This window comes from Miniimonas arenae (assembly GCF_006351005.1).
Taxonomy (GTDB): Bacteria; Actinomycetota; Actinomycetes; order Actinomycetales; family Beutenbergiaceae; genus Miniimonas; species Miniimonas arenae.
This window is the reverse complement of the sequence record NZ_VENP01000003.1, coordinates 16,731-41,613: the sequence shown is the minus strand read 5'-3', so window position 1 is coordinate 41,613 and position 24,883 is coordinate 16,731. Positions and strand designations below refer to the sequence as shown.

The 24,883-nt window shown below is 73.7% G+C and carries 19 protein-coding genes and 1 pseudogene; 15 read left to right on the top strand and 5 right to left on the bottom strand.

Features of this window, described 5'->3' with window-relative positions; all coding sequences use genetic code 11:
- Nucleotides 1–753 carry an SDR family NAD(P)-dependent oxidoreductase gene (locus tag FH969_RS01740; protein ID WP_139985681.1) on the bottom strand — a complete coding sequence of 251 codons (753 nt, stop codon included), beginning with the start codon at nucleotides 751–753 and terminating at the stop codon, nucleotides 1–3.
- A gap of 72 nt (nucleotides 754–825) precedes the next feature.
- Here FH969_RS01740 and FH969_RS01735 point away from each other — a divergent pair, with 72 nt between their 5' ends.
- The 6 genes and pseudogenes from FH969_RS01735 (at nucleotide 826) to FH969_RS01715 (ending at nucleotide 5,312) form a co-directional block, all read left to right on the top strand.
- On the top strand, nucleotides 826–1,608 hold the full coding sequence (locus FH969_RS01735; RefSeq protein ID WP_108718379.1) for an exodeoxyribonuclease III: 783 nt from the start codon (nucleotides 826–828) through the stop codon (nucleotides 1,606–1,608).
- Entirely contained in the window at nucleotides 1,605–2,528 is a 924-nt protein-coding gene (locus FH969_RS01730) for a septum formation family protein (protein ID WP_139985679.1), read from the top strand. The genes FH969_RS01735 and FH969_RS01730 overlap by 4 nt, the downstream gene beginning before the upstream one ends.
- A gap of 21 nt (nucleotides 2,529–2,549) precedes the next feature.
- A complete protein-coding gene (locus FH969_RS01725) occupies nucleotides 2,550–3,614 on the top strand; it encodes a septum formation family protein (RefSeq protein WP_139985677.1) in 1,065 nt (354 codons plus the stop codon).
- A gap of 86 nt (nucleotides 3,615–3,700) precedes the next feature.
- Nucleotides 3,701–3,979: pseudogene (locus FH969_RS16105) on the top strand (hypothetical protein); the annotation flags it as partial.
- A gap of 94 nt (nucleotides 3,980–4,073) precedes the next feature.
- Nucleotides 4,074–4,580, top strand: a complete 507-nt coding sequence (locus FH969_RS15055) for a glycoside hydrolase family 30 beta sandwich domain-containing protein (protein WP_180359618.1) — start codon at nucleotides 4,074–4,076, stop codon at nucleotides 4,578–4,580.
- Nucleotides 4,581–4,814: 234 nt separating this feature from the next.
- Entirely contained in the window at nucleotides 4,815–5,312 is a 498-nt protein-coding gene (locus FH969_RS01715; RefSeq protein WP_139985674.1) for a hypothetical protein, read from the top strand.
- 12 nt (nucleotides 5,313–5,324) lie between these two features.
- Here the strand turns inward: FH969_RS01715 and FH969_RS01710 are convergent, their stop codons facing one another.
- Together FH969_RS01710 and clpB are read right to left on the bottom strand one after the other, a co-directional pair.
- Nucleotides 5,325–6,218 (bottom strand): LLM class flavin-dependent oxidoreductase, encoded by an 894-nt coding sequence (locus FH969_RS01710; RefSeq protein ID WP_139985672.1) that lies wholly within the window; start codon nucleotides 6,216–6,218, stop codon nucleotides 5,325–5,327.
- Nucleotides 6,219–6,601: 383 nt separating this feature from the next.
- Nucleotides 6,602–9,220 carry an ATP-dependent chaperone ClpB gene (gene clpB / locus FH969_RS01705; protein WP_139985670.1) on the bottom strand — a complete coding sequence of 873 codons (2,619 nt, stop codon included), beginning with the start codon at nucleotides 9,218–9,220 and terminating at the stop codon, nucleotides 6,602–6,604.
- A 91-nt stretch (nucleotides 9,221–9,311) separates the two neighbouring features.
- Between clpB and FH969_RS01700 the strand changes: the two genes are divergently transcribed.
- The 4 genes from FH969_RS01700 (at nucleotide 9,312) to FH969_RS01685 (ending at nucleotide 11,480) form a co-directional block, all read left to right on the top strand.
- Nucleotides 9,312–9,488, top strand: coding sequence for a hypothetical protein (locus tag FH969_RS01700; RefSeq protein ID WP_246071641.1), 177 nt, complete (start codon nucleotides 9,312–9,314; stop codon nucleotides 9,486–9,488).
- 75 nt (nucleotides 9,489–9,563) lie between these two features.
- Nucleotides 9,564–10,301, top strand: a complete 738-nt coding sequence (locus FH969_RS01695; RefSeq protein ID WP_139985668.1) for an LppM family (lipo)protein — start codon at nucleotides 9,564–9,566, stop codon at nucleotides 10,299–10,301.
- Nucleotides 10,301–10,804 (top strand): NUDIX hydrolase, encoded by a 504-nt coding sequence (locus FH969_RS01690; protein WP_234417873.1) that lies wholly within the window; start codon nucleotides 10,301–10,303, stop codon nucleotides 10,802–10,804. Before FH969_RS01695 ends, FH969_RS01690 begins: the two co-directional genes overlap by 1 nt.
- A gap of 40 nt (nucleotides 10,805–10,844) precedes the next feature.
- Entirely contained in the window at nucleotides 10,845–11,480 is a 636-nt protein-coding gene (locus FH969_RS01685; protein ID WP_139985666.1) for a glutaminase, read from the top strand.
- 364 nt (nucleotides 11,481–11,844) lie between these two features.
- On the opposite strand, the gene FH969_RS01680 is transcribed toward FH969_RS01685, so the two are convergent.
- Nucleotides 11,845–13,449: an amidase gene (locus FH969_RS01680; RefSeq protein WP_199916550.1), complete on the bottom strand. Its 1,605-nt coding sequence runs from the start codon at nucleotides 13,447–13,449 to the stop codon at nucleotides 11,845–11,847.
- A gap of 100 nt (nucleotides 13,450–13,549) precedes the next feature.
- Here FH969_RS01680 and FH969_RS01675 point away from each other — a divergent pair, with 100 nt between their 5' ends.
- Nucleotides 13,550–14,521, top strand: coding sequence for a DNA topoisomerase IB (locus FH969_RS01675; protein ID WP_108718390.1), 972 nt, complete (start codon nucleotides 13,550–13,552; stop codon nucleotides 14,519–14,521).
- A 334-nt stretch (nucleotides 14,522–14,855) separates the two neighbouring features.
- Here the strand turns inward: FH969_RS01675 and FH969_RS01670 are convergent, their stop codons facing one another.
- Nucleotides 14,856–15,821 (bottom strand): diacylglycerol/lipid kinase family protein, encoded by a 966-nt coding sequence (locus tag FH969_RS01670; protein WP_108718391.1) that lies wholly within the window; start codon nucleotides 15,819–15,821, stop codon nucleotides 14,856–14,858.
- A gap of 468 nt (nucleotides 15,822–16,289) precedes the next feature.
- Between FH969_RS01670 and FH969_RS01665 the strand changes: the two genes are divergently transcribed.
- The 4 genes from FH969_RS01665 (at nucleotide 16,290) to FH969_RS01650 (ending at nucleotide 24,830) form a co-directional block, all read left to right on the top strand.
- Entirely contained in the window at nucleotides 16,290–17,072 is a 783-nt protein-coding gene (locus FH969_RS01665; protein WP_108718392.1) for an HAD family hydrolase, read from the top strand.
- Nucleotides 17,073–17,075: 3 nt separating this feature from the next.
- The gene (locus FH969_RS01660; protein WP_108718393.1) at nucleotides 17,076–19,634 is read left to right on the top strand and encodes a glycoside hydrolase family 65 protein; all 2,559 of its coding nucleotides are present in this window, start codon (nucleotides 17,076–17,078) and stop codon (nucleotides 19,632–19,634) included.
- 66 nt (nucleotides 19,635–19,700) lie between these two features.
- Complete coding sequence (locus FH969_RS01655; RefSeq protein WP_139985665.1) at nucleotides 19,701–21,902, top strand: prolyl oligopeptidase family serine peptidase; 2,202 nt, start codon at nucleotides 19,701–19,703, stop codon at nucleotides 21,900–21,902.
- 135 nt (nucleotides 21,903–22,037) lie between these two features.
- Entirely contained in the window at nucleotides 22,038–24,830 is a 2,793-nt protein-coding gene (locus tag FH969_RS01650; protein ID WP_180359617.1) for an RNA polymerase sigma factor, read from the top strand.
- The last annotated feature ends 53 nt before the right edge of the window (nucleotides 24,831–24,883 follow it).

Genomic DNA, 24,883 nt, shown 5'->3' with positions numbered 1-24,883 from the left:
TCAGAACCGCCGGCTGACGCGGCGCACGAGCGAGCGCGGCGCGAGGCGCAGGCCCAACGACGCCAGCCGGTACCGCAGCGACGGCGTCACCTCCGCCTTCCCCGCGGCCACCGCCGCCAGCGTGTCGGCGACCACCCGGTCCGCACTCAGCCACGCGAACGCCGGTGCGCCGCTCGCCTTCCACCCTGCGCGCTCGTGGAACTCCGTGCGGGTGAGCCCCGGGTTGACCACGGTCGCGGTGACGCCCGTGCGGGCCAGCGTCCGCGCGAGCCCCTCGGTGAACACCCGCACCCACGCCTTGTGCGCCGAGTAGGTCCCGGAGGTCATGACGCCAGCGACCGAACCGACGTTGACGATCGCTCCGTGGCCGCGCGGCACCATCGCGTCGCACGCGGCGCGGGAGAGCACGAGCACTGCGCCGACCATGGCTGTGAGGGCGTCCACCTCCTCGCGCGCGGACGTGCGCAGGAACGACCCACCCAAGCCGTACCCGGCGTTGTTGACGAGCAGGTCGACCGGTCGCTCGCCGTCGCGCACTCGCTCGGCCACACGCTCGACGTCGGAAGGGTGGGCGAGGTCGGCCGTCATCACCTCGACCTCGACGTGCGCCGCGGCACGGAGCTGGGCGGCGAGCGTCTCGAGCCGGTCCGTGCCGCGCGCGACGAGCACGAGGCCGTGTCCGGACTCGGCAAGCTGCCAGGCGAACTCGCGGCCGAGCCCGGCGCTCGCGCCGGTGATGAGGGCGGTGGGCATGGTGCCCATGCTGCCGCACGCCGACGCCGACGCCGAGCCGTGAGCGTCGGTCCTCCCGGATACGGTGGAGCCATGCGGATCGCCACCTGGAACGTCAACTCGATCCGAGCGCGCGTGGACCGGGTGACGGCCTGGCTCGAGCGCTCGGACGTCGACGTCCTGGCGATGCAGGAGACCAAGTGCAAGGACGCGCAGTTCCCCGTCCTGCCGTTCGAGGCCGCCGGCTACGAGGTCGTCCACCACGGCCTCAACCAGTGGAACGGCGTCGCGATCGCGTCGCGCGTCGGGGTGTCCGACGTCGAGCCGGCCTTCCCCGGTCAGCCCGGCTGGGGAGAGCCCGCCGCGGCGGAGGCGCGGGCGCTCGGCGCCACGTGCGGCGGGGTCCGGGTGTGGAGCCTGTACGTCCCGAACGGACGCGAGGTCGCCGACCCGCACTACGTCTACAAGCTGGGCTGGCTCGCGGCGCTGCGCGACGCGGCGAAGGAGTGGACGAGCCCCGACGCGCCGCCCACCCTTCTCGTCGGCGACTGGAACGTGGCGCCTCGGGACGAGGACGTGTGGGACCCGGCCTTCTTCGAGGGCCGCACGCACGTCACAGCGCCCGAGCGGGACGCGCTCACGGCGCTCGAGGACGTCGGCTTCACCGAGCTCACGCGCGCCTACACCGAGGGTCAGTTCACGTACTGGGACTACACCCAGCTGCGGTTCCCCAAGCGCCAGGGCATGCGGATCGACCTCGCGTACGGCTCGCCGTCGGCCGCGGCTCATGTCGTCGGTGCGGCGATCGACCGCGAGGAGCGCAAGGGCAAGGGCGCGAGCGACCACGCTCCGGTCGTGCTGGAGCTCGACACGTGAGCGGTCGCTCCTCGGACGACCGCCCGGACGTCCCGCCGGTTCCCGTGGTGCCGCAGGCGCCCGGCGCCGCGCCCGCGCGCAGCCCGTACGCGCATCCGGTCACGCCCGCACCGGCGCACACGGATCCGGGCGCCACGTCCTACGGCCCGACGACGGCGTCACCGATCTCGCCTGCACCGCCCTCGGCTCCGGCCCCGGGTTACGGCTTCACCGACCCGAAGCGCTCGCCCTACGCCCCGCCCGAGACCGGCCCGCGGCCGCCCGACCTGTCCACCCCGCATGGTGTCGGCCCGGCCGAGGTGATGCCCGAGATCGCCAAGCCGCCCCTGGACCCGGTCTCCGTCACCGCGGTGGTGAGCGGCGCCGTCGGGCTCGGTCCGGTGGCCGTGGTGCTCGGCGCGCTGGGGCTGCGTCGGACCTCGACGCGCTGGCTGCGCAGCACGACCATCGCCGGCGTCGGGCTCGGCCTCGGCGTGCTGGGGACGATCGGCTGGGGGGTGCTCGCCGTCGTCGCCGCGCTGGGCGGGTTCGGTGGGGCGTCCGCGGATCCGGTCCCGGGCGACGTCGACGCGCCGCGGACCGTGCAGGCCAGTGCCCTCGCGCGCGGCAACTGCGTTGAGCACCTGCCGCCGCAGCAGGAGGTCGGCGAGCTTGCGCTCGTGCCGTGTGCGCAGCCGCACCTCGCGCAGGTCGTCGACGTCACCACGCTCGACGTCGACACCTACCCCGGTCCGGACGCCGCCGTCGAGCAGGGCGAGGCGGCGTGCGCGACGGCGTTCGGCGCGTTCGACACCGACGACGCCGCGTTCCTCGAGTGGTGGCTCGTGCCGAGCCCGGCGGCATGGGACGACGGCGTGCGCACCGTCGCGTGCCTCGTGCGGTCCACCCAGGGTCAGGTCGAGACCGACCTGGTGAACTGACGCGGCCGGTAGGTTGCTCGCATGACGACGCCGTACGGCCGCGACCCCGACGCCGGCCCGCCCGCGCAACCTCCCGTCCAGCCGGGTGCGCAGGCCGGGCCGCAGCAGCCGACGACGCCCCCCACCTCCGCGTGGGGCGTGCCGGGGGCCGGCGCGCCGGCGGCGCAGAGCCAGTCGCAGGCCCAGGGTCCGACGCCCTCCGCGCAGTGGTCGGGCGCCCCGCAGCAGGGATACCCGCAGTCGCCGCAGGCCGGCGGACCGCAGGGCTACCCGTCGGCGCAGCCGTCCGCCGGACAGCAACCCGCAGCCGGCCGGCAGGGGTACGCACCGCAGCAGGGCTACGGCCAGCAGCAGCCGACGGCCTACACCGCGCCGCAGTACGCGGCGCAGAGCCCAGCCGCTCGCCCGCCCGGAGCACCCGGCGCGCCGGGAGGCGGTGCACCCACCGGCCCCGCCACCCCACCGGCCCGGCGCACCGGCAACCCCGGCGCGGGTCTGGGCTGGCTCGGCGCCGCGCTCGGCCTGCTCGTCGGCTTCGTCGGGATCGTGCTGGGCGCCATGTCGATCAGCCGGTCGCGCGCGGCGCGCGCGAGCATCACTCCCGGGGTCGTGGCGGTGCTGGTCGGCGCCGTTCAGGTCATCGCCCTCATGGTGACCATCGGGCTGCTCATCGCGCGCGGGCTCGGCGGGTCGGTGATGGGCAGCAACCCGGGCGACACCGACTCGGCGCGGGAGATCGAGGTGACCGAGCTGTCGCTGGGCAACTGCATCGAGGAGATGACCTGGGACGGCGCGCCGGTGCTGCAGGTCCCGTGCGTGGACGCCCACACGGCCGAGGTGATGTCGCAGTTCGAGGCGAGCGGCAACGCCTACCCGGGCGAGGACGAGCTGTGGGACCAGGCGCAGGACAGCTGCACCGGGATGACGGTGCCGAGCGGGGTCGACACGACGAACCTCTTCTACGACGCGGTCGTTCCCACGCTCGACGACTGGGACAGCGGGCACCGGATGGTGTCGTGCCTCCTCGTGAGCGACGGCGCCACGATGTACGGCAGCGCGACGGCGGGCGACCTTCGCGTGCAGTGAGGCGACGGACGCGCTGAGCGTGCGCTCGCCGTCGGGCGTCTCACGCGTCGACGAGCAGCCGCTCCGCGGTGGACCGGTCGGTGACGATGCGAGTCCGACGGCCCGATCGGGATGCCCGACGTCTTCGTGCGCCTCGACGACGAGCGCCAGGAGGTCGAGGGGTTCGGCGCCGCGTTCAACGAGATGGGCTGGCTTGCGCTGGCCCACCTCGAGGAGAGTCCCAGCGCACCGAGATCTTCCGCGAGCTCTACGCGCCGGGGGTCGGCGCGGGCCTCACCACGGGCCGCCTGCCCGTCGGCGCCAACGACTTCTCGCGCGACTGGTACTCCTACGACGAGGTCGCCGGTGATCTCGAGCTCGAGCACTTCAGCGTCGCGAACGACCTGGACACCCTCGTGCCGTTCGTCCGCGCCGCCCAGGTCTTCCCGAGCTCCACCTGGGCGCCGTCCCGGCGTCGGGGTGCAGTGGCACGGCAAGGGCGCCCTGCCCTTCCTGCACCCCGAGCTGCGGATCTACCAGACCGAGCAGGAGTGCGGCGACGGCTGCAACGACTGGCGCTACGCCCGCTACTCCTGGGACCTCATGACGCGGTTCCTCCTCGGCGGAGCCTCGGCCTACCACTACTGGAACATCGCGCTCGAGAGCGGCGGTGTCATCCGATGGGGCTGCTACCAGAACTCGCTCGTCGTGGTCGACCCGGCCACGCGCACGTACGAGTACACGCACGAGTACTACGTGCTCAAGCACGTGAGCCACGCCGTCGCGCCCGGCGCCCGGCTCGTCTCGACGCTCAGCTACACCGGGTACGAGAACCAGCTCGCGTTCCGCAACCCGGACGGCTTGCTCGTGCTCGTCGTCCAGAACGACGGCGGGAGCGACCTGCCGATCTCGATCCTCGTCGGCGACCAGGTCGTGCGGCCGGTGCTGCCGGCGGACTCGCTGAGCACGTTCGTCCTCGAGGTCTGACGCGGTGGGCACTCGACCGCTGCAGGATGTGTCCTGCTAGGTGGGTCGCAGGTCGACGATGCGAAAGACCTGCTTGACGTCTTACAGACGCATCGGCGTGCCCTGTGCCACCATGCCGCCATGCGGAAGCGCCCGCGACTCTCGACCCCCCGTGTGGCTGCCGTGCTCGTGACTCTCGCACTTGCGAGCTGCACCTCACCCTCCTCGCCGGAGTCGCAGGTGACGCCTGCAACGGTGACGGCTTCCGCCTCATCGGCCACGGCGGCCGCCAGCGTCTCCGCGCGATCGTCAACCACGGCCGCCAGCACCGCGATCCACACCAACGAGCCGACTCCCGCCGTGACGCCGACACCAGCGCCGCTCCTGACGTTCGATCCCACCCTCTCCATCGAGACCACCGGCGATCTGTCCGAACTGGCAGGCGCGCCCCAAGATTTCGTCGACTTCGTCGCGTCGATGCTTGGAGCGGCGGACACCTGCAGCGTCACCGTGGGGGTTGACGCGGTGGATCCGGCTGGGTGGGCCGTCGGCTTCTGGGAGGCTTGTGGCGGAGCCGCCACCATCTGGAAGCGTACGGACGTTGGTTGGGTCGAGGTGGCCGGTAGTCAAGACCTCTGGTCCTGCGACGACCTCGAAGCCGCCAAGGTGCCCCCGGAACTGCTGACGTCGAGAACCGGAAAGCCCTCGCTGTGCTACGACACCGACGGCACGCAACCGTACGACGGGCAGTAGGAGGCCCTCGCGTCAGAGCGCGGCCAGCTCCGGCGCGAGTGCGGCGATCCCGGCGTACACGTCCTCCTCGAGGGCGAACAGCGTACCCGGGATCGGGGCGTGCACCACGATCTCGGTGATCCCGACCTCGGCGTACGCGGCCGCAGCCTCGCCGAACGCGGCCGGGCTCGCCGTCGTGTCCTCCGGGAGAAAGCCCGTCAGCAGGATGCGCTCGATCGCGCCCGGATCGCGCCCGACGGCGTCGCACGCCTCCTCCAGGCGGCCCACCTGGGCGCGCACCGCGGCTCGCGAGATGTCGGGCGTGCCGCCCTCGAACGTCGCAGGATCGCCCGTCGTGACCCACGCCTGACCGATCTCCGCGGCGAGGCGCAGGCCGCGCGGACCCGTCGCGGCGACGGCGAACGGCACCCGCGGCGCCTGGACGCACGCGGGGATCGTGCGGGCCTCGACCGCGCGGTAGTGCGCGCCGTCGAGGGTCACGCTCGGCGTGGTGAGAAGGACGTCGAGGTGGCGCGTGAACTCCTCGAACCGGTCGTGCCGCTGTCGCGGGGTGAGCGCCGGCGTCCCGAGGATCGCGGCGTCGTAGCCGTCGGTGCCGGCGCCGAGGCCGAGCGTGAGGCGGCCGGCGCAGATCGCGTCGAGGGTGACGAGCTCCTTGGCGAGCGTGACGGGCGTGCGGAAGTTCGGCGTCGTGACGAGCGTGCCGAGTCGCAGCTCGGACGTGACGGACGCGGCGAGCGAGAGAGTGAGCAGCGCCTCGTACCAGGTCCCGTCGCGGAACGGCTCGCGCCAGTTGAGGTGGTCGTAGGTGTAGCCGGCGTGGAAGCCGAGATCCTCGGCCTCGCGCCAGCGCCGACGGGCCTCGCCCGGCTGGTGGACGGGCAGGATGCAGGTACTCAGCCGCATCTCGTCACCCTACGGGTCGGTCGCGGTCGTTCTGTGGAGCGAACTCAGCGGTCGGTGCCGGCCCGCCGCCCGAACCCAGCCACCGGCACACATGGCTGGCACGACCGACCCTTCGGCACTGGTCGCTGGCGCCACCAACCCCACCGACACAGACCGCTGGCACCGGGCACCCCGTCCCGCCGCAGGGTGGCGCCGTGGCGGGCACTGCGGGGACCTGTCCTCCACCCGGCCCTCGATGAGCGAGGTGGCGCGGCTCGCGGGCGTCTCCCCCGGCCTCTCCGTCGGCTTGAAGCGCTCCATTTGATGCGCTTCACAGCATGCGCCCGGGCGGAGGGCTGTCACCCCTCGGTTGAGAGGTTCTCCCGGGCCGCCGGCGAGACCCGCTACGCCACCGGCGCCTCGGCTCCGACCCGCAACGTGAGCCCCGCGGCGTCGCCCGCCACGCGGTCCACCACCACGGTGTCGCCGTCGTGCACCTGCCCGGCCAGCAGCAGCCGCGCCAGCGCGTCGCCGATCTCGCGCTGCACGAGCCGCCGCAACGGCCGCGCGCCGTACGCGGGGTCGTACCCCTCGAGCGCGAGCCACTCGCGCGCCGCCGGCGTGACGTCGAGCCGCAGCCGACGGTCCGCGAGCCGCGCCGCGAGCCTGTCGATCGAGAGGTCCACGATCGCCCCGAGCTCCTCGAGCGTGAGCGGCTCGAAGATCACCACGTCGTCGAGCCGGTTGAGGAACTCCGGCTTGAACGACGCACGCACGGCGCCCATCACGATCTCTCGCTTGGCCTCGTCCGACAGCGTCGGGTCGACCAGCGCCTGCGAGCCGAGGTTCGACGTCAGCACGAGGATCACGTTGCGGAAGTCGACGGTGCGACCCTGGCCGTCGGTGAGCCGACCGTCGTCGAGCACCTGCAGCAGGATGTCGAACACCTCCGGGTGCGCCTTCTCGACCTCGTCGAGCAGCACCACCGAGTACGGCCGACGCCGCACGGCCTCGGTGAGCTGGCCACCCTCCTCGTATCCCACGTACCCCGGAGGCGCGCCGACCAGGCGCGCGACCGCGTGCTTCTCGGAGTACTCCGACATGTCGATGCGCACCATGGCGCGCTCGTCGTCGAACAGGAAGTCCGCGAGCGACTTCGCGAGCTCCGTCTTGCCCACGCCGGTCGGGCCAAGGAACAGGAACGAGCCCGTCGGGCGGTCGGGGTCGGAGATGCCGGCCCGCGAGCGCCGTACCGCGTCGGACACGGCGGCGACCGCGGCCCGCTGCCCGATCAGCCGCTGCCCCAGCACGTCCTCCATCCGCAGCAGCTTGGCGGTCTCGCCCTCCAGCAGTCGGCCGGCGGGAATGCCGGTCCATGCGGCGACCACCTCGGCCACCTCGTCCGGCCCCACCTTGTCCGCGATCATCGGCTCGACGGCGGAGGCACCCGTCCCGTCGTGCGCCTCCTCCTCACGCTCGGCGGCCAGGAGCTCGGCCTCGACCGCCGGGATCTCGCCGTACTGCAGCCGGCTCGCCGTCGTGTAGTCGGTCTCGCGGACCGCGCGGTCCAGCGCCGTGCGCAGCTCGTCGAGCTTGACGCGCAGCTCACCGACCCGGTTGTGCCCGGCCTTCTCGGCCTCCCACCGGGCGGTGAGCGCGCCGAGCTCCTCGCGGGCGTCGGCCAGGTCGGCACGCAGCCGCTCCAGCCGCTCGCGGGACGCGGGGTCCTCGGCCTTCTCCAGCGCGAGCTCCTCCATCTCCATGCGCGTGACGGAGCGCTGCAGCACGTCGATCTCCACGGGCGAGGAGTCCAGCTCCATCCGCAGCCGCGAGGCGGCCTCGTCGATCAGGTCGATCGCCTTGTCCGGGAGCTGACGTCCGGTGATGTAGCGGTCGGACAGCGTCGCGGCCGCCACGAGAGCCGAGTCGGCGATGGTGACCTGGTGGTGCGCCTCGTAGCGCGGCGCGATGCCGCGCAGGATCGCGACGGTGTCCTCCACCGACGGCTCGCCCACGAACACCTGCTGGAACCGGCGCTCCAGCGCCGGGTCCTTCTCGATGTTCTCGCGGAACTCGTCCAGCGTCGTCGCGCCGATCATCCGCAGCTCACCGCGCGCGAGCATCGGCTTGAGCATGTTGGAGGCGTCCATCGCGCCCTCGCTCGCGCCGGCACCCACGACCGTGTGGAGCTCGTCGATGAAGGTGACGACCTCGCCGTCGGACCCCTTGATCTCCTCGAGGACCGCCTTGAGCCGCTCTTCGAACTCGCCGCGGTACTTCGCGCCCGCGATCATCGAGCCGAGGTCGAGAGAGATGAGGCGCTTGCCGCGCAGGGACTCGGGGACGTCGCCGTCGACCATCCGCTGCGCGAGGCCCTCGACGACCGCGGTCTTGCCGACGCCGGGCTCGCCGATGAGGACCGGGTTGTTCTTCGTGCGGCGCGAGAGGACCTGGATCACCCGCCGGATCTCGGAGTCACGCCCGATGACGGGGTCGATCTTGCCCTCGCGGGCGCGCGCCGTGAGGTCCTGGCCGTACTTCTCCAGCGCCTGGAACGACCCCTCGGGGTCGGGGCTGGACACCTTGCCCGCGCGGATCGTGGGTAGCGCCCCGGCCAGCGCGTCGCGCGTGGCGCCGACGCCCCGGAGCGCATCGCCCGCGCTGCCCTGGCTCGCCGCGAGCGCCATGAGCAGGTGCTCGGTGGACACGTAGTCGTCGCCCAGCGCGCGCGCCTCCTCGCCCGCGGCGGTGAGCACCGCGAGCAGCGGGCGGGAAGCGGTGGGCTGCGACGCCGTCGCGCCGCTCGCGGACGGCAGCGCGGTGAGGACGCCGCGCACGCGCTGCGCGAGTGCGGCGCGGTCGGCGCCCACGGCGCTGAGGAGCGCGACGGCGATCCCGTCGGTCTGCTCCAGGAGTGCGGCCAGGAGGTGGGCCGGCTCGAGCGAAGGGTTGCCGGCCGCGGTGGCGGCCTGCAGCGCCGAGGCGATCGCCTCTTGCGACTTGGTGGTGAGCTTGTCGTTCATGCTGCTCCTTGGTGCGGGGACACGTCTCTGCGAGGGACAACCTCCGGCAAGTTGAGTGTATTCCGCTCAAGTTGCTGTGGCGAGGGTGATCGTGGCGGCTCAGCTCGCGCTCGCGGGACCGGGCGCCGACGCGGCGGCGATCTTCGACGTCGCCTACGCGCCGCTGCCGTTCCTGTCCTGGCTGCCGAACCTGCTGGTCGCGGTGTGGCTGATCCGGCGTCGGGGACTGCCGTCGTACCGGATCGTCGCCCAGCCCGTGGCCGCGTGAGTGCGCCGGGGGGCGTGCGCCGCGCGGCCCCGGACCACCGAGCCGCGGGCGACCTCATGTGCCACGATCACCCCCATGCGCCACCGTCGTCTGCGATCTGCCGTCACCGCTGCCGTCACCGTCGCCGTCGCCGCCCTCGCTCTGGCCGGGTGCGTGCGCGCCGACGCCGAGCTCGAGGTCGACGGCCGCAACGACACCGTCACGGGCACGATCGACATCCTCGTCCCGCTCACGGAGAACTCCGACGCCGGGCGGCAGGCCGCCGCACAGCAGGCGACAGCGATCGAGCAGCGCGTGCTGCCGGGGATCCGAGACGTGACGGGCGTCGAGGCGGCGCCGGAGGAGGAGGACGGCTACTACGGCACCGAGCTCGACCTCGAGCGGGTCTCGATCGAGGACCTCTATCTCGGCGACCCGACGGCGGAGGGTGCGCTCCCGATCATCGAGCGGCAGGGCGACCGGTTCGTCGTGCACGCGACACTGGACACGACCGGGCAGGAGGGCGTGCCCGCGCCCGGCGCCGCCGGTGAGCGTCCGGCCGGCGCCGCGGAGTCGACGATCACGATCGCGCTGACGTTCCCCGGCCCGGTGCAGGAGGTGCGCGGCACCGAGGAGGCCGCGACCGTCGACGGGAACACCGTCACGTGGCTGTCCTCCTGGGACACGCCGCTCGTGCTCGACGCCACCGCCTCCGCGACCGCCGCAAGCTTCCCGCCGTGGATCTGGGAGGGGCTCCTGTGGGGTGGCGGCGGCCTCGTCGTGCTCGCGCTGCTCGGGCTGCTCACCGTGTGGTGGCGCAGCCGGAACGACTGATGGCGTCCGACGAGGTGCCCGGCGACGCGTCCGACGCGGTGCCCGAGGCGGTGTCTGACGCGGTGCCCGACGAGATGCCCGACGCCGCCGAGATCCGGGTCATCCACGTGTCCGCGGGCGTGCTGCTCGACCCCGCCGACCGCCTGCTCCTCGTCCGCAAGACCGGGACTGCGGCGTTCATGCAGCCCGGCGGCAAGCCAGAGCCGGGCGAGTCGCCCGACGCCGCGCTCGTGCGCGAGATCGAGGAGGAGGTCGGCGTGGTGCTCGACCGCTCGCGGCTGGAGCCACTCGGCCGCTTCCGCTCCAGCGCCGCCAACGAGCCGGGTCACGCGCTCGTCGCGCACGCCTACCGCGCGCACCTCACCGAGCAGGAGGCCGCCTCGGTCCGCACGGCCGCGGAGATCGCCGAGGCCGTCTGGGTCACGTGGCACACCGCCCCGCTCCTCCCGCTCGCGCCGCTCACGCGGGACCACCTGCTGCCCCGGGCGTGGGCCGAGCGGTAGCCGGGCGTCCGCCCGCACGGTCGCGGGTAGCGTGCCGCGCGTGACCGATCGCTCGCCCGACCCGCACGACGGCCGCTCGCCGTCGGCGCAGGTCCGCGACCTGGTCACGACGGCGGTCGCCGCCCTCGTCGCCGCCGGCGTGCGGCCCGAGGTGCTCGGCCGCCCGGTTCCGGCGCGCCGCGTGCTCGGCGTCGAGGTGCGCCGGCCCCGCATCGTGTCCGACGGCGACGTCTGGCGACTCGGCTCGGTCCTTCTCCTGCCCGACGGCGGACTTGCCCTGGCCGGTCAGGTCGTCCGCGCGCGCGAGGAGGTCCGCCGCGGGTACACGGCCGAGTCGACGCGGGCGCGTGCCGACCTTGCGGCGGCCGCATCCCACGGCGGAGTTCCCGACGGCGTGGCGGTGCACCTCGGGTGGCGGCTCGTGGACCTGGCTGCTCTCGACCGCACGGCGCCCGAAGACGGCGACGGCGACGCGGCCGGCCCGCGCAGTCGCGACGGCGAGAGCAGTGACGACGGCTACTGCGTCGGCGACGGACACGGCGCAGCGGCCAGCCCGCTGTCGGTGCGCGACGGGCAGGTCCTCGTGGCCTGGAGCCCGTCCGCCGCGCCGGTGCCCCTCGAGCGGTACATGCGCGAGCGGGTCGCACTCGCGGTCGACGCCGCAGCGGCCAGCTGAGCTCCGCACCTTCTGTCAGCCACTCACCCCACCATGAGAACGGCCCACCGCGACCAGAACGGCCCATGGCGAGCCCGACCCGGCACCGCCCCACAGTGAGAACGGCCCACCGCCACGAAACCGGCCCGCAGCGGACCGTTCCCGTCGCCACGGGCCGTGTTCGGCGACACGACCGACAGAGGAGAGCCGCCCGACGGCGAGAACGGCCCACCGCGACCAGAACGGCGCATGGCGAGACCCGACCCGGCACCGCCCACGGTGAGAACGGCCCACCGCGACGAAACCGGCCCGCAGCGGACCGTTCTCGTCGCCACGGACCGTTCTGGATCGCAGCGAACCGGAGCGGACGGGCGCGAACCGTCTCTCAGGCGACCGGCACGGCCGGAACCGGCGGCGCGGGCCACGGGTCGGCCAGCTCGAGCAGCCGCGCGAGCTCCAGCACCGTCGGGTCGCCGCCGATCCGCCCCGTCAGCATCGCGCCGAACGGCAGCTCGACCCCGCCGTCCTCGACCGCCGCGCGGTGGATCGGCACCGACACCGACGGACGGCCGCAGATGTTCGCGATCGACGTCCACGGGGTGAACCGCTTCTGGTCCTCGAAGTCGCGTGCGGGGTCGGCATCGTTGCGGATGGCGCCGACCGGCGCGGGCGGACCCGCGAGCGAGGGCGTGATCACGGCGTCGAACGAGTCCCAGGCGCGCGCCGTCGCCCGGGCCACGCGCTGCGCCTCGGCGACAGCGGTGGCGTACTGCGCACCCGTGACGCCCCGCCCGATCTCGCGCAGCCACCGCGTCAGGGGTTCGAGCATCGGTTCGGCCTCGTCCGGCACCGGGAGCGTCAGCGCCCCGACCGACCACAGCGGCATGAACGCCATCCACTCCTGCGGCGTGAACGGCACCGGCGCGGGCTCCACCGACAGTCCCAGCCCCTCGAGCACCCCCGCCGCGCGTTCGGCTGCGGCCCGCGCCTGCGGATGCACGACGGCGTCGCCCGCCACCACCGGTTCGGTCAGGATCCCGAGGCGCAGGCGGCGCTGGCGCAGGCCCAGCGCAACCGCGTCGAGTCGCCCGCCGTAGTCGGGATCGGCCAGCTCGGCGTACTCGAGCAGCGGAAGCAGCCCTCTCTGGTCGAGGCTCGGCACCACCTCACCGGGCCAGGCGCGGCACAGCACGTCGAGGGCGAGCGCCGCGTCCAACACCGACCGGGTGATCACCCCCTGCGTCGCGAGCCCGTTGCCGTCCACGCCGAGCGGTCCGTTGCTCACCCGTCCCCGTGAGGGCTTGAACCCGACCAGCCCGCAGCTGGCGGCCGGGATGCGAACCGAGCCTCCGCCGTCGGACGCGTGCGCGATCGGAGCGATGCCTGCGGCGACCGCCGCGGCCGCGCCCCCGCTCGACCCACCCGCGCCGCGTGTGAGGTCCCAGGGCGTGCGCGCCGCGACGATCTCGCCACCCGGTCCGGTGCGCGGCTCGGTGTACGGCGGGAAGCCGAACTCGGGCGTCGCGGTCTTGCCGATCATCGTGGTGCCCGCCTCGCGCAGGAGGGTCACGGTGCCGTCGTCGGCGTCGGGGACGATCGGGTGGGCGGCGAGCAGCGCCGCGCCGACCGACATCGGGACGCCGGCCACCTGGTTGAGGTCCTTGATCGGACACGGCACGCCGGCGAGCGGGAGCAACGCCGCGAGCAGACGATCGGCGTCCGCCGCGGGGACGTGGACCGACTCGCCGTCCGGCGCCACGCCGTCGTACCCGTTCCGCCGAACCGCGGCCACGCGCTCGTCGACGCGGCTCGCCTGCTCGAGCGCGAGCTCGGGCGTGACCCGGACGAACGCGCCCACCACCGGGCCGAGCCGGTCCGCCCGGGCGAGCGACGCCGTCGTGATCTCGACGGCGGACACCTCCCGGGCGCGGACGGCGGCGGCGATGTCCCTGGCCGAGGAGTCGAGGAGGGCGTCGATGCTGCTGCTCACGCCCCGACGCTAGTCGAGAAGCGGGCGCGCGCTCCGGCGGGGGCGGGGGCTCACCCGCACGGGGGGCGCCGCGTGCCCGACGCCGGCGCTACCGTGCACCATGCCCCGTCTGCGCCGCAGCGACACCGCCGGCCCCGGCTTCCACCGTGTCCGCAGCGGTCGAGGGTTCACCTACCGCGACCCCGACGGCGCCACCCTGCACGACGCCGAGCTCCGCACCCGCTTCGACGCCCTCGCCATCCCGCCGGCGTGGACCGACGTGTGGATCTGCCCGTATCCGAACGGTCACGTCCAGGCGACCGGGGTGGACCAGGCTGGCCGTCGGCAGTACGTCTACCACCCGACGTGGCGGATGCGGATGGACGCCATCAAGTACGACCGCGCCCTCGCGCTCGCCGAGGTGCTGCCCGCTGCGCGGCGCCGGGTCACGATGGACCTGCGGCGCGAGGACCTGTCCCGCGAGCGGGCGCTGGCGGCGGCGTTCCGGATGCTCGACGTCGCGAACCTGCGCGTCGGCTCGGAGAAGTACGCGCTCGCGCACGGCAGCTTCGGCCTGTCCACGCTGCTCGCGGCGCACGCGACGGTGAGCGGCGGACGGGAGGTGCACCTGCGCTTCCCGGCCAAGAGCGGGCAGGAGTGGAGCAGCGACGTCGTCGACCCCGACCTCGCGGCGTTCGTCGCTCGCCTCAAGCGCCGCGGCGGGCGCGCCCGCCTGCTCGCGTGGCAGGACGCGAAGGGCTGGCACCCGCTCTCGGCCGAGGAGATCAATGCCGATGTCCGCGCGCGCACCGGCGGTGACTTCACCGCCAAGGACTTCCGGACGCTGCACGGCACGGTCGCCGCAGCGATCGAGCTCGCCCGGCGCGGACCGCAGCCGACGACGGCGAAGCGCAACCGGGCGGTCGCCGCAGCCATGCGCGCCGCGGCCGAGCAGCTCGGGAACACGCCCGCGATAGCGCGTGCGTCGTACGTGGACCCCCGCGTCGTGGACTCCTACGACGAGGGCCGGACCATCGACCCCGCACGCCTGGGCTCGGCGGAGTCCGAGCTGCTGGTGCTGCTGCACGGCTGACCGCCGCTCGCCACCCGCCACCCGCCTCCCGCCACCCCTTCGCGAGAGGAAGTGCGTCCTTTCCCGAGAGGAAGTCCGTCCTTTCTCGAGAGGAAGTTCGTCCTTTCGCGAGAGAAACTCCGTCCTTTCGCGAGAGGAAGTCCGTCCTTTCGCGAGAGAAACTCCGTCCTTTCGCGAGAGAAACTCCGTCCTTTCCCGAGAGGAAGTCCGTCCTTTCCCGAGGTGTTCTCCGACGCCGAAGCGAGCGAACATCACCTCGCGAAAGGACGAACATCACCTCGCGAAAGGACGAAGATCACCGCGCGAACGGAAGCGCCCGACGGCGAGCCTCGCCTCAGTCGGAGAACGGCACCTTCACCTGGAGCGCTCCGGGCTCCACGCTCACCCGCAGCGCGACGGCCGTGCCGAACGCGTCGCCGTCGAGCTCCACCTCGTGCGGCTCGGTGAGCCGCAGGTCGAGCGTGCGCGCCGTCGAGTAGACGAGCGCGCGGCTCGGCCGCTCGGGCGCGTTCTTGCGCCACGGCAGTCGCCGCAGCACCCCGTTGTCCCAGATCACGCGGGAGATCGCCTGCAGCCAGCCGAGCAGGCTGCCCGGCCGCAGCACCACGACATCGAGCACGCCGTCGTCCACCGCGGCGTCCGGCAGCAGGAGGATCCCGGCGGGCAGCGACCCGCAGTTGCCGACGATCACGGTGTGGGCACGCACGCGGCGCGCCTCGCCGTCGTCGAGCCGGAGGGCGAACTTCAGCTCGTTGGGGTCGCGCAGCACCTTGCTGATCGCGTGCACGTAGGCGAGCCAGCCGGCCTTCGCCTTGAGGTCGTCGTCGGTCTCCGACAGCATCCGCGCGTCCAGGCCCATCCCGGCCATCACGACGAACGCGTGCTCCTCGGTCTCGCCGTCCTCGCGGCGCAGCCGCGCGAGCGCGACGTCGATCGCCCGGTCGTCCCCCGTGAACGCGACCCGCAGGGCGCGCTCGGCGTCGGACAGCGTGAGGTCGAGGTTGCGCGCGAGCAGGTTCCCGGTTCCCGACGGCAGCAGCCCGAGCGACGTGCCCGTGCCGCGCAGCGCCTCGGCCACGGCACGGACGGTGCCGTCGCCGCCGGCCGCGACCACGACGTCGACCCCCGCGTCCAGCGCCTCGCGCGCCGGCCCCTGCCCGGCGTCCTCGACGGAGGTCTCCAGCCAGAGCGTGGGCTCCCAGTCCAGCTCGGCCTCGAGCGCGCCGACGATCCTCTCGAGATCCTCCCGGTCGACCTTCACCGGGTTGTGCACGACTGCCGCCCTCTGCTTCTCCGTCACCCGGCCAAGCCTAAGCGAGGGGCCCGGACCGACCTTGACGACGGCTGCGCGCCGGGGGCTCGAGGCAGCGCGCGGCCCGCACAGCCGCGCCCGCGGTGGACACGGCGACCGCCACGTCCACCCAGACCGCGCCACGGCCCGCACAGCCGCGCCCACGGTGGACACCGCGACCGCCACGTCCACCCAGACCGCGCCACGGCCCGCACAGCCGCGCCCACGGTGGACACGGCGACCGCCACGTCCACCCAGACCGCGCCACGGCACGCGCAGCCGCGTCCCATGTGGACACCGCGACCGCCGCGTCCACCCGGACCGCGCCGCGACGGCCCGGGCCGCACACGCAGGCGTCACCTCCCGGTCACACGCGCCGGGTAGCCTGCCCGGAGCGCACCGGGCCGACACGACACCGACCTCTCGAGGAACCGTGGCCCGGAACCGACACCGACGACGATCACCAGGGAGTCCGTCATGTCCGAGCCCACCCCCCACGCACCAGCCCCAGCCCAAACACCGAAGATCCCCACCCCCTTCGACCCCCTCGACGCCGTCCTCTTCGACCTCGACGGCGTCCTCACGCCCACGGCCGAGGTGCACATGCTCGCCTGGGCCCGCCTCTTCGAGCCGTTCCTCGCCGCCCGCGGCGTCGCGCCCTACACCGACGCGGACTACTTCGCCTACATCGACGGCAAGCCGCGCTACGCCGGCGTCGCCAGCCTGCTCGCCTCCCGCGGCATCGTCGTGCCCGACGGCGAGCCCACCGACTCCCCCGACCTCGACACGGTCTGCGGTCTGGGGAACAGGAAGAACGGCGTCTTCACCTCGGTGCTCGCGTCCGACGGCGTGGCCCCCTACCCCGGTTCGGTGGCCTTCCTCGACGCGGTGCAGGCGCGCGGGGTCGCCGTCGCCGTCGTGTCCTCGTCGAAGAACGCCCGCCCGGTCCTCACCGCGGCGGGCCTCATCGACCGGTTCGAGGTCATCGTCGACGGCGTGGTCGCGGCCGAGCACGGCATCGCCGGCAAGCCCGCGCCGGACACGTACCTCTACGGCGCGGAGCTGCTCGGCGTCCCCGCGACACGCGCGGTCGTCGTCGAGGACGCGCACTCGGGCGTCGCGGCCGGACGTGCGGGAGGATTCGGGCTGGTGCTCGGCGTCGACAGGGGGGCGGGGCACGAGGAGCTGCTGGCGAGCGGGGCCGACGTCGTGGTGGACGACCTCGGGGAGCTCGTCGTCGGCCTGACGCGGAAGGACTGACGCATGCGCCGTGCGACCACCGAGGACCCGCTGGACCGGACGCGTTTCCCCGCCGACCCCTGGGCGCTGCGCGAGGTGCGCTACGACTCCGGCGACCTCGGCAAGACCGAGACGCTCTTCGCCGTCGGGAACGGGTACCTCGGGCTGCGCGGCAACGTCGAGGAGGGCCGCGACACCTACGCGCACGGCACGTTCATCAACGGCTTCCACGAGATCTGGCCGATCCAGCACGCGGAGGACGCGTACGGGTTCGCGAAGGTCGGGCAGACGATCGTCAACGTCCCCGACCCCAAGATCATGCGGCTCTACGTCGACGACGAGCCGCTCCTGCTCACGGTCGCGGACCTCGAGCGGTACGAGCGGACGCTCGACTTCCGCGACGGCGTGCTGACCCGCGAGGTGCTCTGGCGCACGCCGTCGGGCAAGCGGGTGCACCTGCGCTCGCGCCGGATGGTCTCGTTCTCCGAGCGGCACCTGGCCGTCATGGACTACGAGATCACGCTGCTGGACGCCGACGCGCCCGTCGCGATCTCGTGCCAGATCCTCAACCGCCAGGACGGCCAGGACGAGTACACCGGTCGCACGGTGAACGGCCACGGCCTGGTCCCGGGCGCGACGTTCGACCCGCGCCGCGCGGCCAGCCTGCGCGGACGCATCCTCGAGCCGGTGCTGAACTGGGAGGGCGACGGGCGGTCCGTGCTCGGCTACCGCGTGGCGGCGTCCGGCATGACGCTCGCCGTCGCGGCCGACCACTCGATCGAGACCACCGACTCCTACGAGATCCGCACGCAGACCGGCGACGACCTCGCCAAGCACGTGTTCCGCATCGACGCGACGCAGGGCACGACGACGAGGATCACCAAGGTGGTCAGCTACCACACCTCCCGTGGCGTGCCCCCGCCGGAGCTCGTGGACCGCTGCCGCCGCACGCTCGACCGGGTCAAGAGGGCCGGGACCGAGTCGGTGTTCGCCGCGCAGCGCGCGTGGCTGGACGACTTCTGGGCCCGCAGCGACGTCGAGATCGGCGGCCAGCCGGAGCTGCAGCAGGCCGTGCGGTGGAACCTGTTCCAGCTGATCCAGGCCTCGGCCCGCGCGGAGGGCACGGGCATACCGGCCAAGGGCGTGACCGGGTCGGGCTACGACGGGCACTACTTCTGGGACACCGAGATCTACGTGCTCCCGTTCCTCACCTACACCTCCCCCGCGTTCGCGCGGAACGCGCTGCGGTTCCGCTACACGCTGCTGGACGCCGCGCGCCGGCGCGCGTGGGAGCTCAACCAGCGCGGCGCGCTCTACCCCTGGCGCACGATCAACGGCGAGGAGGCGTCCGCCTACTACGCGGCGGGCACGGCGCAGTACCACATCGACGCCGACATCTCCCACGCCGTGTCGCAGTACGTGGCCGCGTCCGGGGACCGCGCCTTCCTCGAGCGCGAGGCGATCGACATCCTCGTGGAGACCGCGCGCCTGTGGGCGGACCTCGGCTTCTGGCGCCGATCGGCGGGTTCGGACGGGCGCGAGGAGTTCCACATCCACGGCGTCACGGGTCCCGACGAGTACACGGCCGTGGTGAACGACAACCTCTTCACCAACGTCATGGCGCGCGCCAACCTGCGCGCCGCGGTGCGCAACCTGCGCCGGATCGAGCGCGAGGACCCGACGGCGTACGTCGCAGTCTGCCGTCGGCTCGCCCTCTCCGCGGAGGAGATCGAGGAGTTCCACAGCGCGGCCGAGGCCATGCACGTCCCCTACGACGAGAACCTCGGCATCCACCCGCAGGACGACGACTTCCTGTCCAAGGAGCTGTGGGACCTGCCGAACACCCCGCCGGACAAGCGGCCGCTCCTGCTGCACTACCACCCGCTCGTCATCTACCGCCACCAGGTGCTCAAGCAGGCCGACGTCGTGCTCGCGCTGTTCCTCCAGGGGGACGAGTTCTCCTTCGAGGAGAAGCTGGCCGACTTCGAGTACTACGACCCGCTGACGACCGGCGACTCGACGTTGTCCGCCGTCGTGCAGTCGATCATCGCCGCGGAGGTCGGCTACTCCGGGCTCGCGGAGGCGTACTTCTCCAGCGCGGTGTACGTCGACCTCGCCGACCTGCACCACAACGCCGACGCCGGGGTGCACGTCGCGTCGCTCGGCGGCGTGTGGAACGCCCTCGTCGCCGGCTTCGGCGGGATGCGCGACTACCTCGCCGAGTGGAGCTTCGACCCCCGGCTGCCCTCCTCGTGGGACCACCTCACGTTCCGCCTCTGCCTGCAGGGCAACCGCCTGCGGGTGCACGTGCTGGAGGACTCGATCACGTTCGACCTCGAGGCCGGCGACGACCCGCACCTGCGGCTCGTCGTGCAGGGCGAGGAGGTCGTGGTGGACCGCGGGACCACGCTCACCGTGCCGCTGCGGCGCTTCGACGAGCGCTTCGGCCGCCCGTCCGTGCGCGACATCGAGGGCTCGGTCCGCGAGGACGGCTCGGTCATCCGCGCGACCGTCCCCTCCCACCCGTCCCACCCGGAGCTCGAGGTCTGGGAGGTCGACCGCGGTCCCGTGCCCGGGTCGTGAGCGTGGTCCGCAGCCAGGGATCAGCCGGTGTGAGCCGGCAGGCGCGCGGCTCGTAGGCTCGACGCCATGACGCAGCCCGGACACGAGCACGACGACCCCTACCTCTGGCTCGAGGACGTCGAGGGCGAGGCGGCGCTCGCCTGGGTGCGCGAGCGCAACGCCGAGGCCGAGACGTCCCTCGCCGCGACGGCCGAGTTCGCCCGCACCGAGCGCGACGTCCTGGAGGTCCTCGACTCCACCGACCGCATCCCGGTCGTCGCGAAGGCGGGCGAGCACCTCTACAACTTCTGGCGCGACGCCGAGCACGAGCGCGGGGTCTGGCGGCGCACCACCCTCGACTCCTACCGGACCGCCGAGCCCGACTGGGACGTGCTGCTCGACCTCGACGCGCTCTCAGCCGCCGAGGGCGTCGACTGGGTGTGGCACGGTGCGTCGATCCTGCGCACCGGGCCGCTGGCGTACACCCGCGCGCTCGTCGACATCTCGCGCGGCGGCTCCGACGCCGACGTCACGCGCGAGTTCGACCTCACCGCCCGCACCTTCGTCACCGTCGAGGACGGCGGCTTCCACCGCACCGAGGCCAAGGGCGGCGCGAGCTGGATCGACGGCGACACCCTCTTCGTCCAGACCGCGGACGACGGCGAGCCCACCTCCTCCGGCTATCCGCGGCGGGCGCGGCGGTGGTCGCGCGGACAGGCCCTGGCGGACGCGCCGATCGTGTTCGAGGGGGCGGCCGAGGACCTGTACATCTCGGCGCACCACGACCGCACGCCCGGGTTCGAGCGCGACTGGGTGTCCCGCGCGCTCACCTTCTACACGAACGAGCTGCTCGAGCTGCGACCCGACGGCAGGCTCGAGCGCCTCGACGTCCCCGACTCGGCCGAGGCGGGCGTGCACCGCTCGTGGCTGCTCGTGGAGCTGCGCGAGGAGTGGGACCTGCGCGAGGCGGGCGGCGTGCGCCACCCCGGCGGGTCGCTCGTCGCGTTCGACTACGAGGCGTTCCGCGCGGGCAGCCGCATCGGCACCACGCTGTTCGCGCCGACGCCCACGACTGCGCTCGTGGGCGCCTCGTGGACCCGCTCGCACCTGGTGCTCAACGTGCTCGACGACGTGAAGAACCGGCTCGAGGTGCTGACGCCGCCCGCGACCGGCCAACCGACCACCGCCGCGACCGGCCACCCGACCACCCCTGCCGACCACGCGCCCGAGGCGACGCCGCCCGCGGGAGCCGCGTGGCGCCGTCGTGCGCTGCGGGCCGCCCCGGCGATCGGCACGGTCGCGGTCGGCGCCGTCGACCGCGACGACCCCGGCCCCCTGGGCGACGCGGTGTGGCTGACGGCGACGGACTACCTCACGCCGTCGACCCTCTCGCTCGTGGTGCTCGACGGCGAGGGCGGGGTCGAGCGCACCGAGGACCTCAAGGCGGCGCCCGCCTTCTTCGACCCAGGAGGCCTGGAGTCCGAGCAGCACTTCGCGACCTCCGCCGACGGCACGCGCGTGCCGTATTTCCTCGTCCGGCCCACGGGGCTGCCGCTCGACGGCACGGCGCCGACCCTCCTGTACGCCTACGGCGGCTTCGAGATCTCGCTGACCCCCGGCTACTCCGGCGCGCTCGGGCGCGCGTGGCTCGAGCCGGGCGGGGTGTACGCCGTCGCGAACATCCGCGGCGGCGGGGAGTACGGACCGGGGTGGCACCAGGCCGCGCTCAAGGCGAACCGGCACCGCGCGTACGAGGACCTGGCTGCGGTCGCGCGCGACCTCGTCGCGACCCGGATCACCTCTCCGGCGCACCTGGGCGTCCAGGGCGGCTCGAACGGTGGGCTGCTGACGGGCAACATGCTCACGCAGTACCCGGAGCTGTTCGGCGCCGTCGTGATCCAGGTGCCGCTGTTGGACATGCGCCGCTACCACCTGCTGCTCGCGGGCGCCTCGTGGACGGCCGAGTACGGCGACCCCGACGTGCCCGAGGAGTGGGAGTTCCTGCGGACGTTCTCGCCGTACCACCTCGCCGCGGCGCAGCCGGACCGGCCACTGCCGCCCGTGCTGTTCACCACGTCGACCCGCGACGACCGCGTGCACCCCGGCCACGCGCGCAAGACGGCCGCGCTGCTGCTGTCCCAGGGCAAGGACGTGACGTACTACGAGAACATCGAGGGCGGCCACGGCGGCGCGGCGACGAACGCGCAGGCCGCGCACATGGCGGCGTACGCGTACGAGTTCCTGCGGCGCCACCTCGGCGGGCCGGAGCGGCCAGGCACCGGGGCGTAGCGGGCCACCCGAACCCGGGTCCGCGCGCTCGTTGGGTACCATGCCAGAGATCTGAGGGCCCGATCGGCCTGACGGAGTGCGACGGGCGGCCGCCACACCGCACGGTCGTGCGCGATGGTGCAAGGGGGAAGTGGCATGGCTGTTCCGCACGCAGAATCCTCCGGAGGGTCGCTCGTCGACCTGACCCGATATGCCGCGCTGCGCCGCCGTGGCACGACGATCGCCCGCTCCTACCGCCTGTCCGTGGCGGACGTCGAGGACGTCGTCCAGGAGGCGCTCGTCCGGATGCTCCGCGTGCCGACCGAGGGCGACGCCGCGCCCCGGCGCTACGAGGCCTACTTCGACTCCACGGTGCGCCACCTCTGCGTGGACTTCCTGCGCACGCGCGGCCGCGAGAGCGAGCTGCCCGAGCCGGACGAGGTGCCGGCCACGCGGTCGGAGCGCCTCGAGCAGCAGATGCTGGTGCGCGAGGTGCTCGCGGGGATGCCCGCGTCGGCGCGCAACGTCCTCGTGAAGAACCACCTCGACGGTCGCTCGGTGAAGGAGATCTCCACCGAGCTCGGGATCAGCGAGAACGCGACGTCGGCCATGCTCTACCGCGCGCGTCGGGCGTTCCGCGAGGCCTACGTGCGCTCGCACCTGCTGCCCACGGACAACCCCGAGTGCGCCGCCGTGCGCGCTCTCATGGTGGACGCGGCCATGGACCCCGGTTCGGAGAACGCCGCGATCGTCGACGCGCACCGGCGCGACTGCGAGGACTGCGAGGCGCAGTACGCGTTCCTCGTCGGCGCGCGTTCGGCCGCTGCGGCCGCGCTGCTGCCGGGCGGACTCGCCGCGGCGACCGCAGGCGCCGGCCTGGCGTGGCTGGGCTTCCTGCGACCGGGTGGGCGAGGCGTGTCCTCCGGCCGCTCGTCGGGCTCGTCGGCGGCCGGCGGTGCGGGCGGAGGCGGACTGGGCGGCGGGGCGATCGCGGGTCTCGTCGCGGCCGGCCTCGTCGCGGTGGGCGCGCTGACCTGGGGCATCTCCGCGGCGCTCGGCGGTGGTGACGACACCGCCGCCGACCCGGGCGTGAGCGCGCCGGCGGGCGGCGGTGCTGGTTCCGGTGCGGGTTCCGGTGCGGGCTCTGGTGCCGGCACGAGCGGGTCGGGGTCGGGGACGGGCGGCAGTGGGGCCGGGGCCGGCAGCGACGCCGCGGCAGGCGCGAACGGCGCAGGCACGACGGCGAACGGAACCGACCCGACGTCGGGTGCGGGCGCGCTCAGCGGCGGCACGGGAGCGGGAGCCGGGAGCGGCGCTGGTGCTGGAACCGGCGCCGGTGCTGGAACGGGCGCTGGGGCGGGAACGGGCGCTGGGGCCGGAACTGGGACGGGAACCGGCACGGGGAACGGAACCGGCACGGGCACGGGGGGCGGTGGTGCGACCACGGCGCCGACGACCGAGCCGACCACAGCTCCCACGACCGAGCCGACGACAGAGCCCACCACCGAGCCCACCACCGAGCCGAGCCCGACACCGACGACGCCCCCGGCGCTGTCCGGCGCCGAGCTCCCGCCGTTCACCGAGACTCCTGAGGCCAACGGTCCGTGGACCGTCACCGTGAACGGCGGCGAGAACGGCCTCGCGGCGCCCACGCTCACGTACACCCTCGGGCCGAGCGGGTCCGCCGCCGATGCCGACGGCGACGGGGCCGACGGCGACGGGGCCGACGCGGCAGCCGCCAGCAGCGCGACGGCACGCGCGGGCGCCCTCATGAGCACCCTCGCCGCCGGGACGGACGGGTCCGAGTTCGCCGTCGCGGCGGCGGCGCCGCAGCGCCTCGTCGACGCGTTTGCCGCGTTCGACGACCCGGCCGACCCGCGCTGCGTGGCGTCCGGCGACGACGTCGTGGTCTGCACGCTCGCGCCCGTCGCGCCGCACGCGACCGACCAGGTCACCATGACCCCACCCGTCTGGACCGCGGGGCGCAGCCTCACGGTCGAGCTTTCCGACGACGTGCGCGAGCCGACCGGCGCCACGACTACCGTCGGGGCGCAGACCTCCGACGTCGAGAAACAGAGCATCGGACTGGAGGTCAGACCGCCCGAGGGGTCCGGGTCGCCGATCGGGATCTGGCTCGACGGTGGGTACGCGTCGGAGGCTACGCTCGTGGCCCCGGTCGTGACGTTCACGCTCGACAGCTCCGGCCGGCTCGACCTGCCCGAGACCCCCGACTGGCTGCGGTGCAGCGAGAACGCGACCGCGACCACGGTCGTCTGCGAGCTGCCCGACCAGCCCTGGATCAACATCCCCGTCGAGTTCGACGGACCGTCCGTCGTCGGCAACACCGAGGCCGTGACGGTGACCGTGCGCGCGAGTGCCGCGAACCAGACCGAGGCGGCGTCCGCTGTCGTGCGCGTCGCGGCGCCCCCGGTCGAGGTGGGCGTCGACGCGCTGCCCGAGGTCGCCGAGCCGGGCACGGTGATCACGGGGTCGATCAGCGCGCCCACCGTGCTGCTGGCCAGGACGACCCTGTCGCTCACCGCCGCCGGTGAGGAGAAGCCGGTGCTCGCCGTCGGCGACCTGCGGATCGAGCGGGACGGCTCGTTCGCGCTGACGCTGACCGGCACGGGCGCGACGCTTGACGGCGAGCAGCGCCTCCTCCTCTCGGTCACCGTCCCGGGGCTCGAGCCGTTCGAGTTCCCGCTGCTCGGCCGCGTGGCACCGGCCGAGGAGCCGTCAGCGTCGCCGAGCGCGCCTGAGTCGACCGGGGAGTCGACGCAGGACCCGACGGAAGGGCCGATGGTGGACCCGACCGAGCCGACCGACGGCGAGCCCACCGGGGAGCCCGGCATCCCCACCGAGGACGCGGCCGAGGTCCCGACCGATCAGCCGACCGAGGTCCCAACAGCGGACCCGACCGACGAACCCACCGAGGTCGCGGCCGACTGACGCTGGGCGCCCGGCACGTCCGAGCGACGCCGGAGCAACGTCTGTGCGACGCC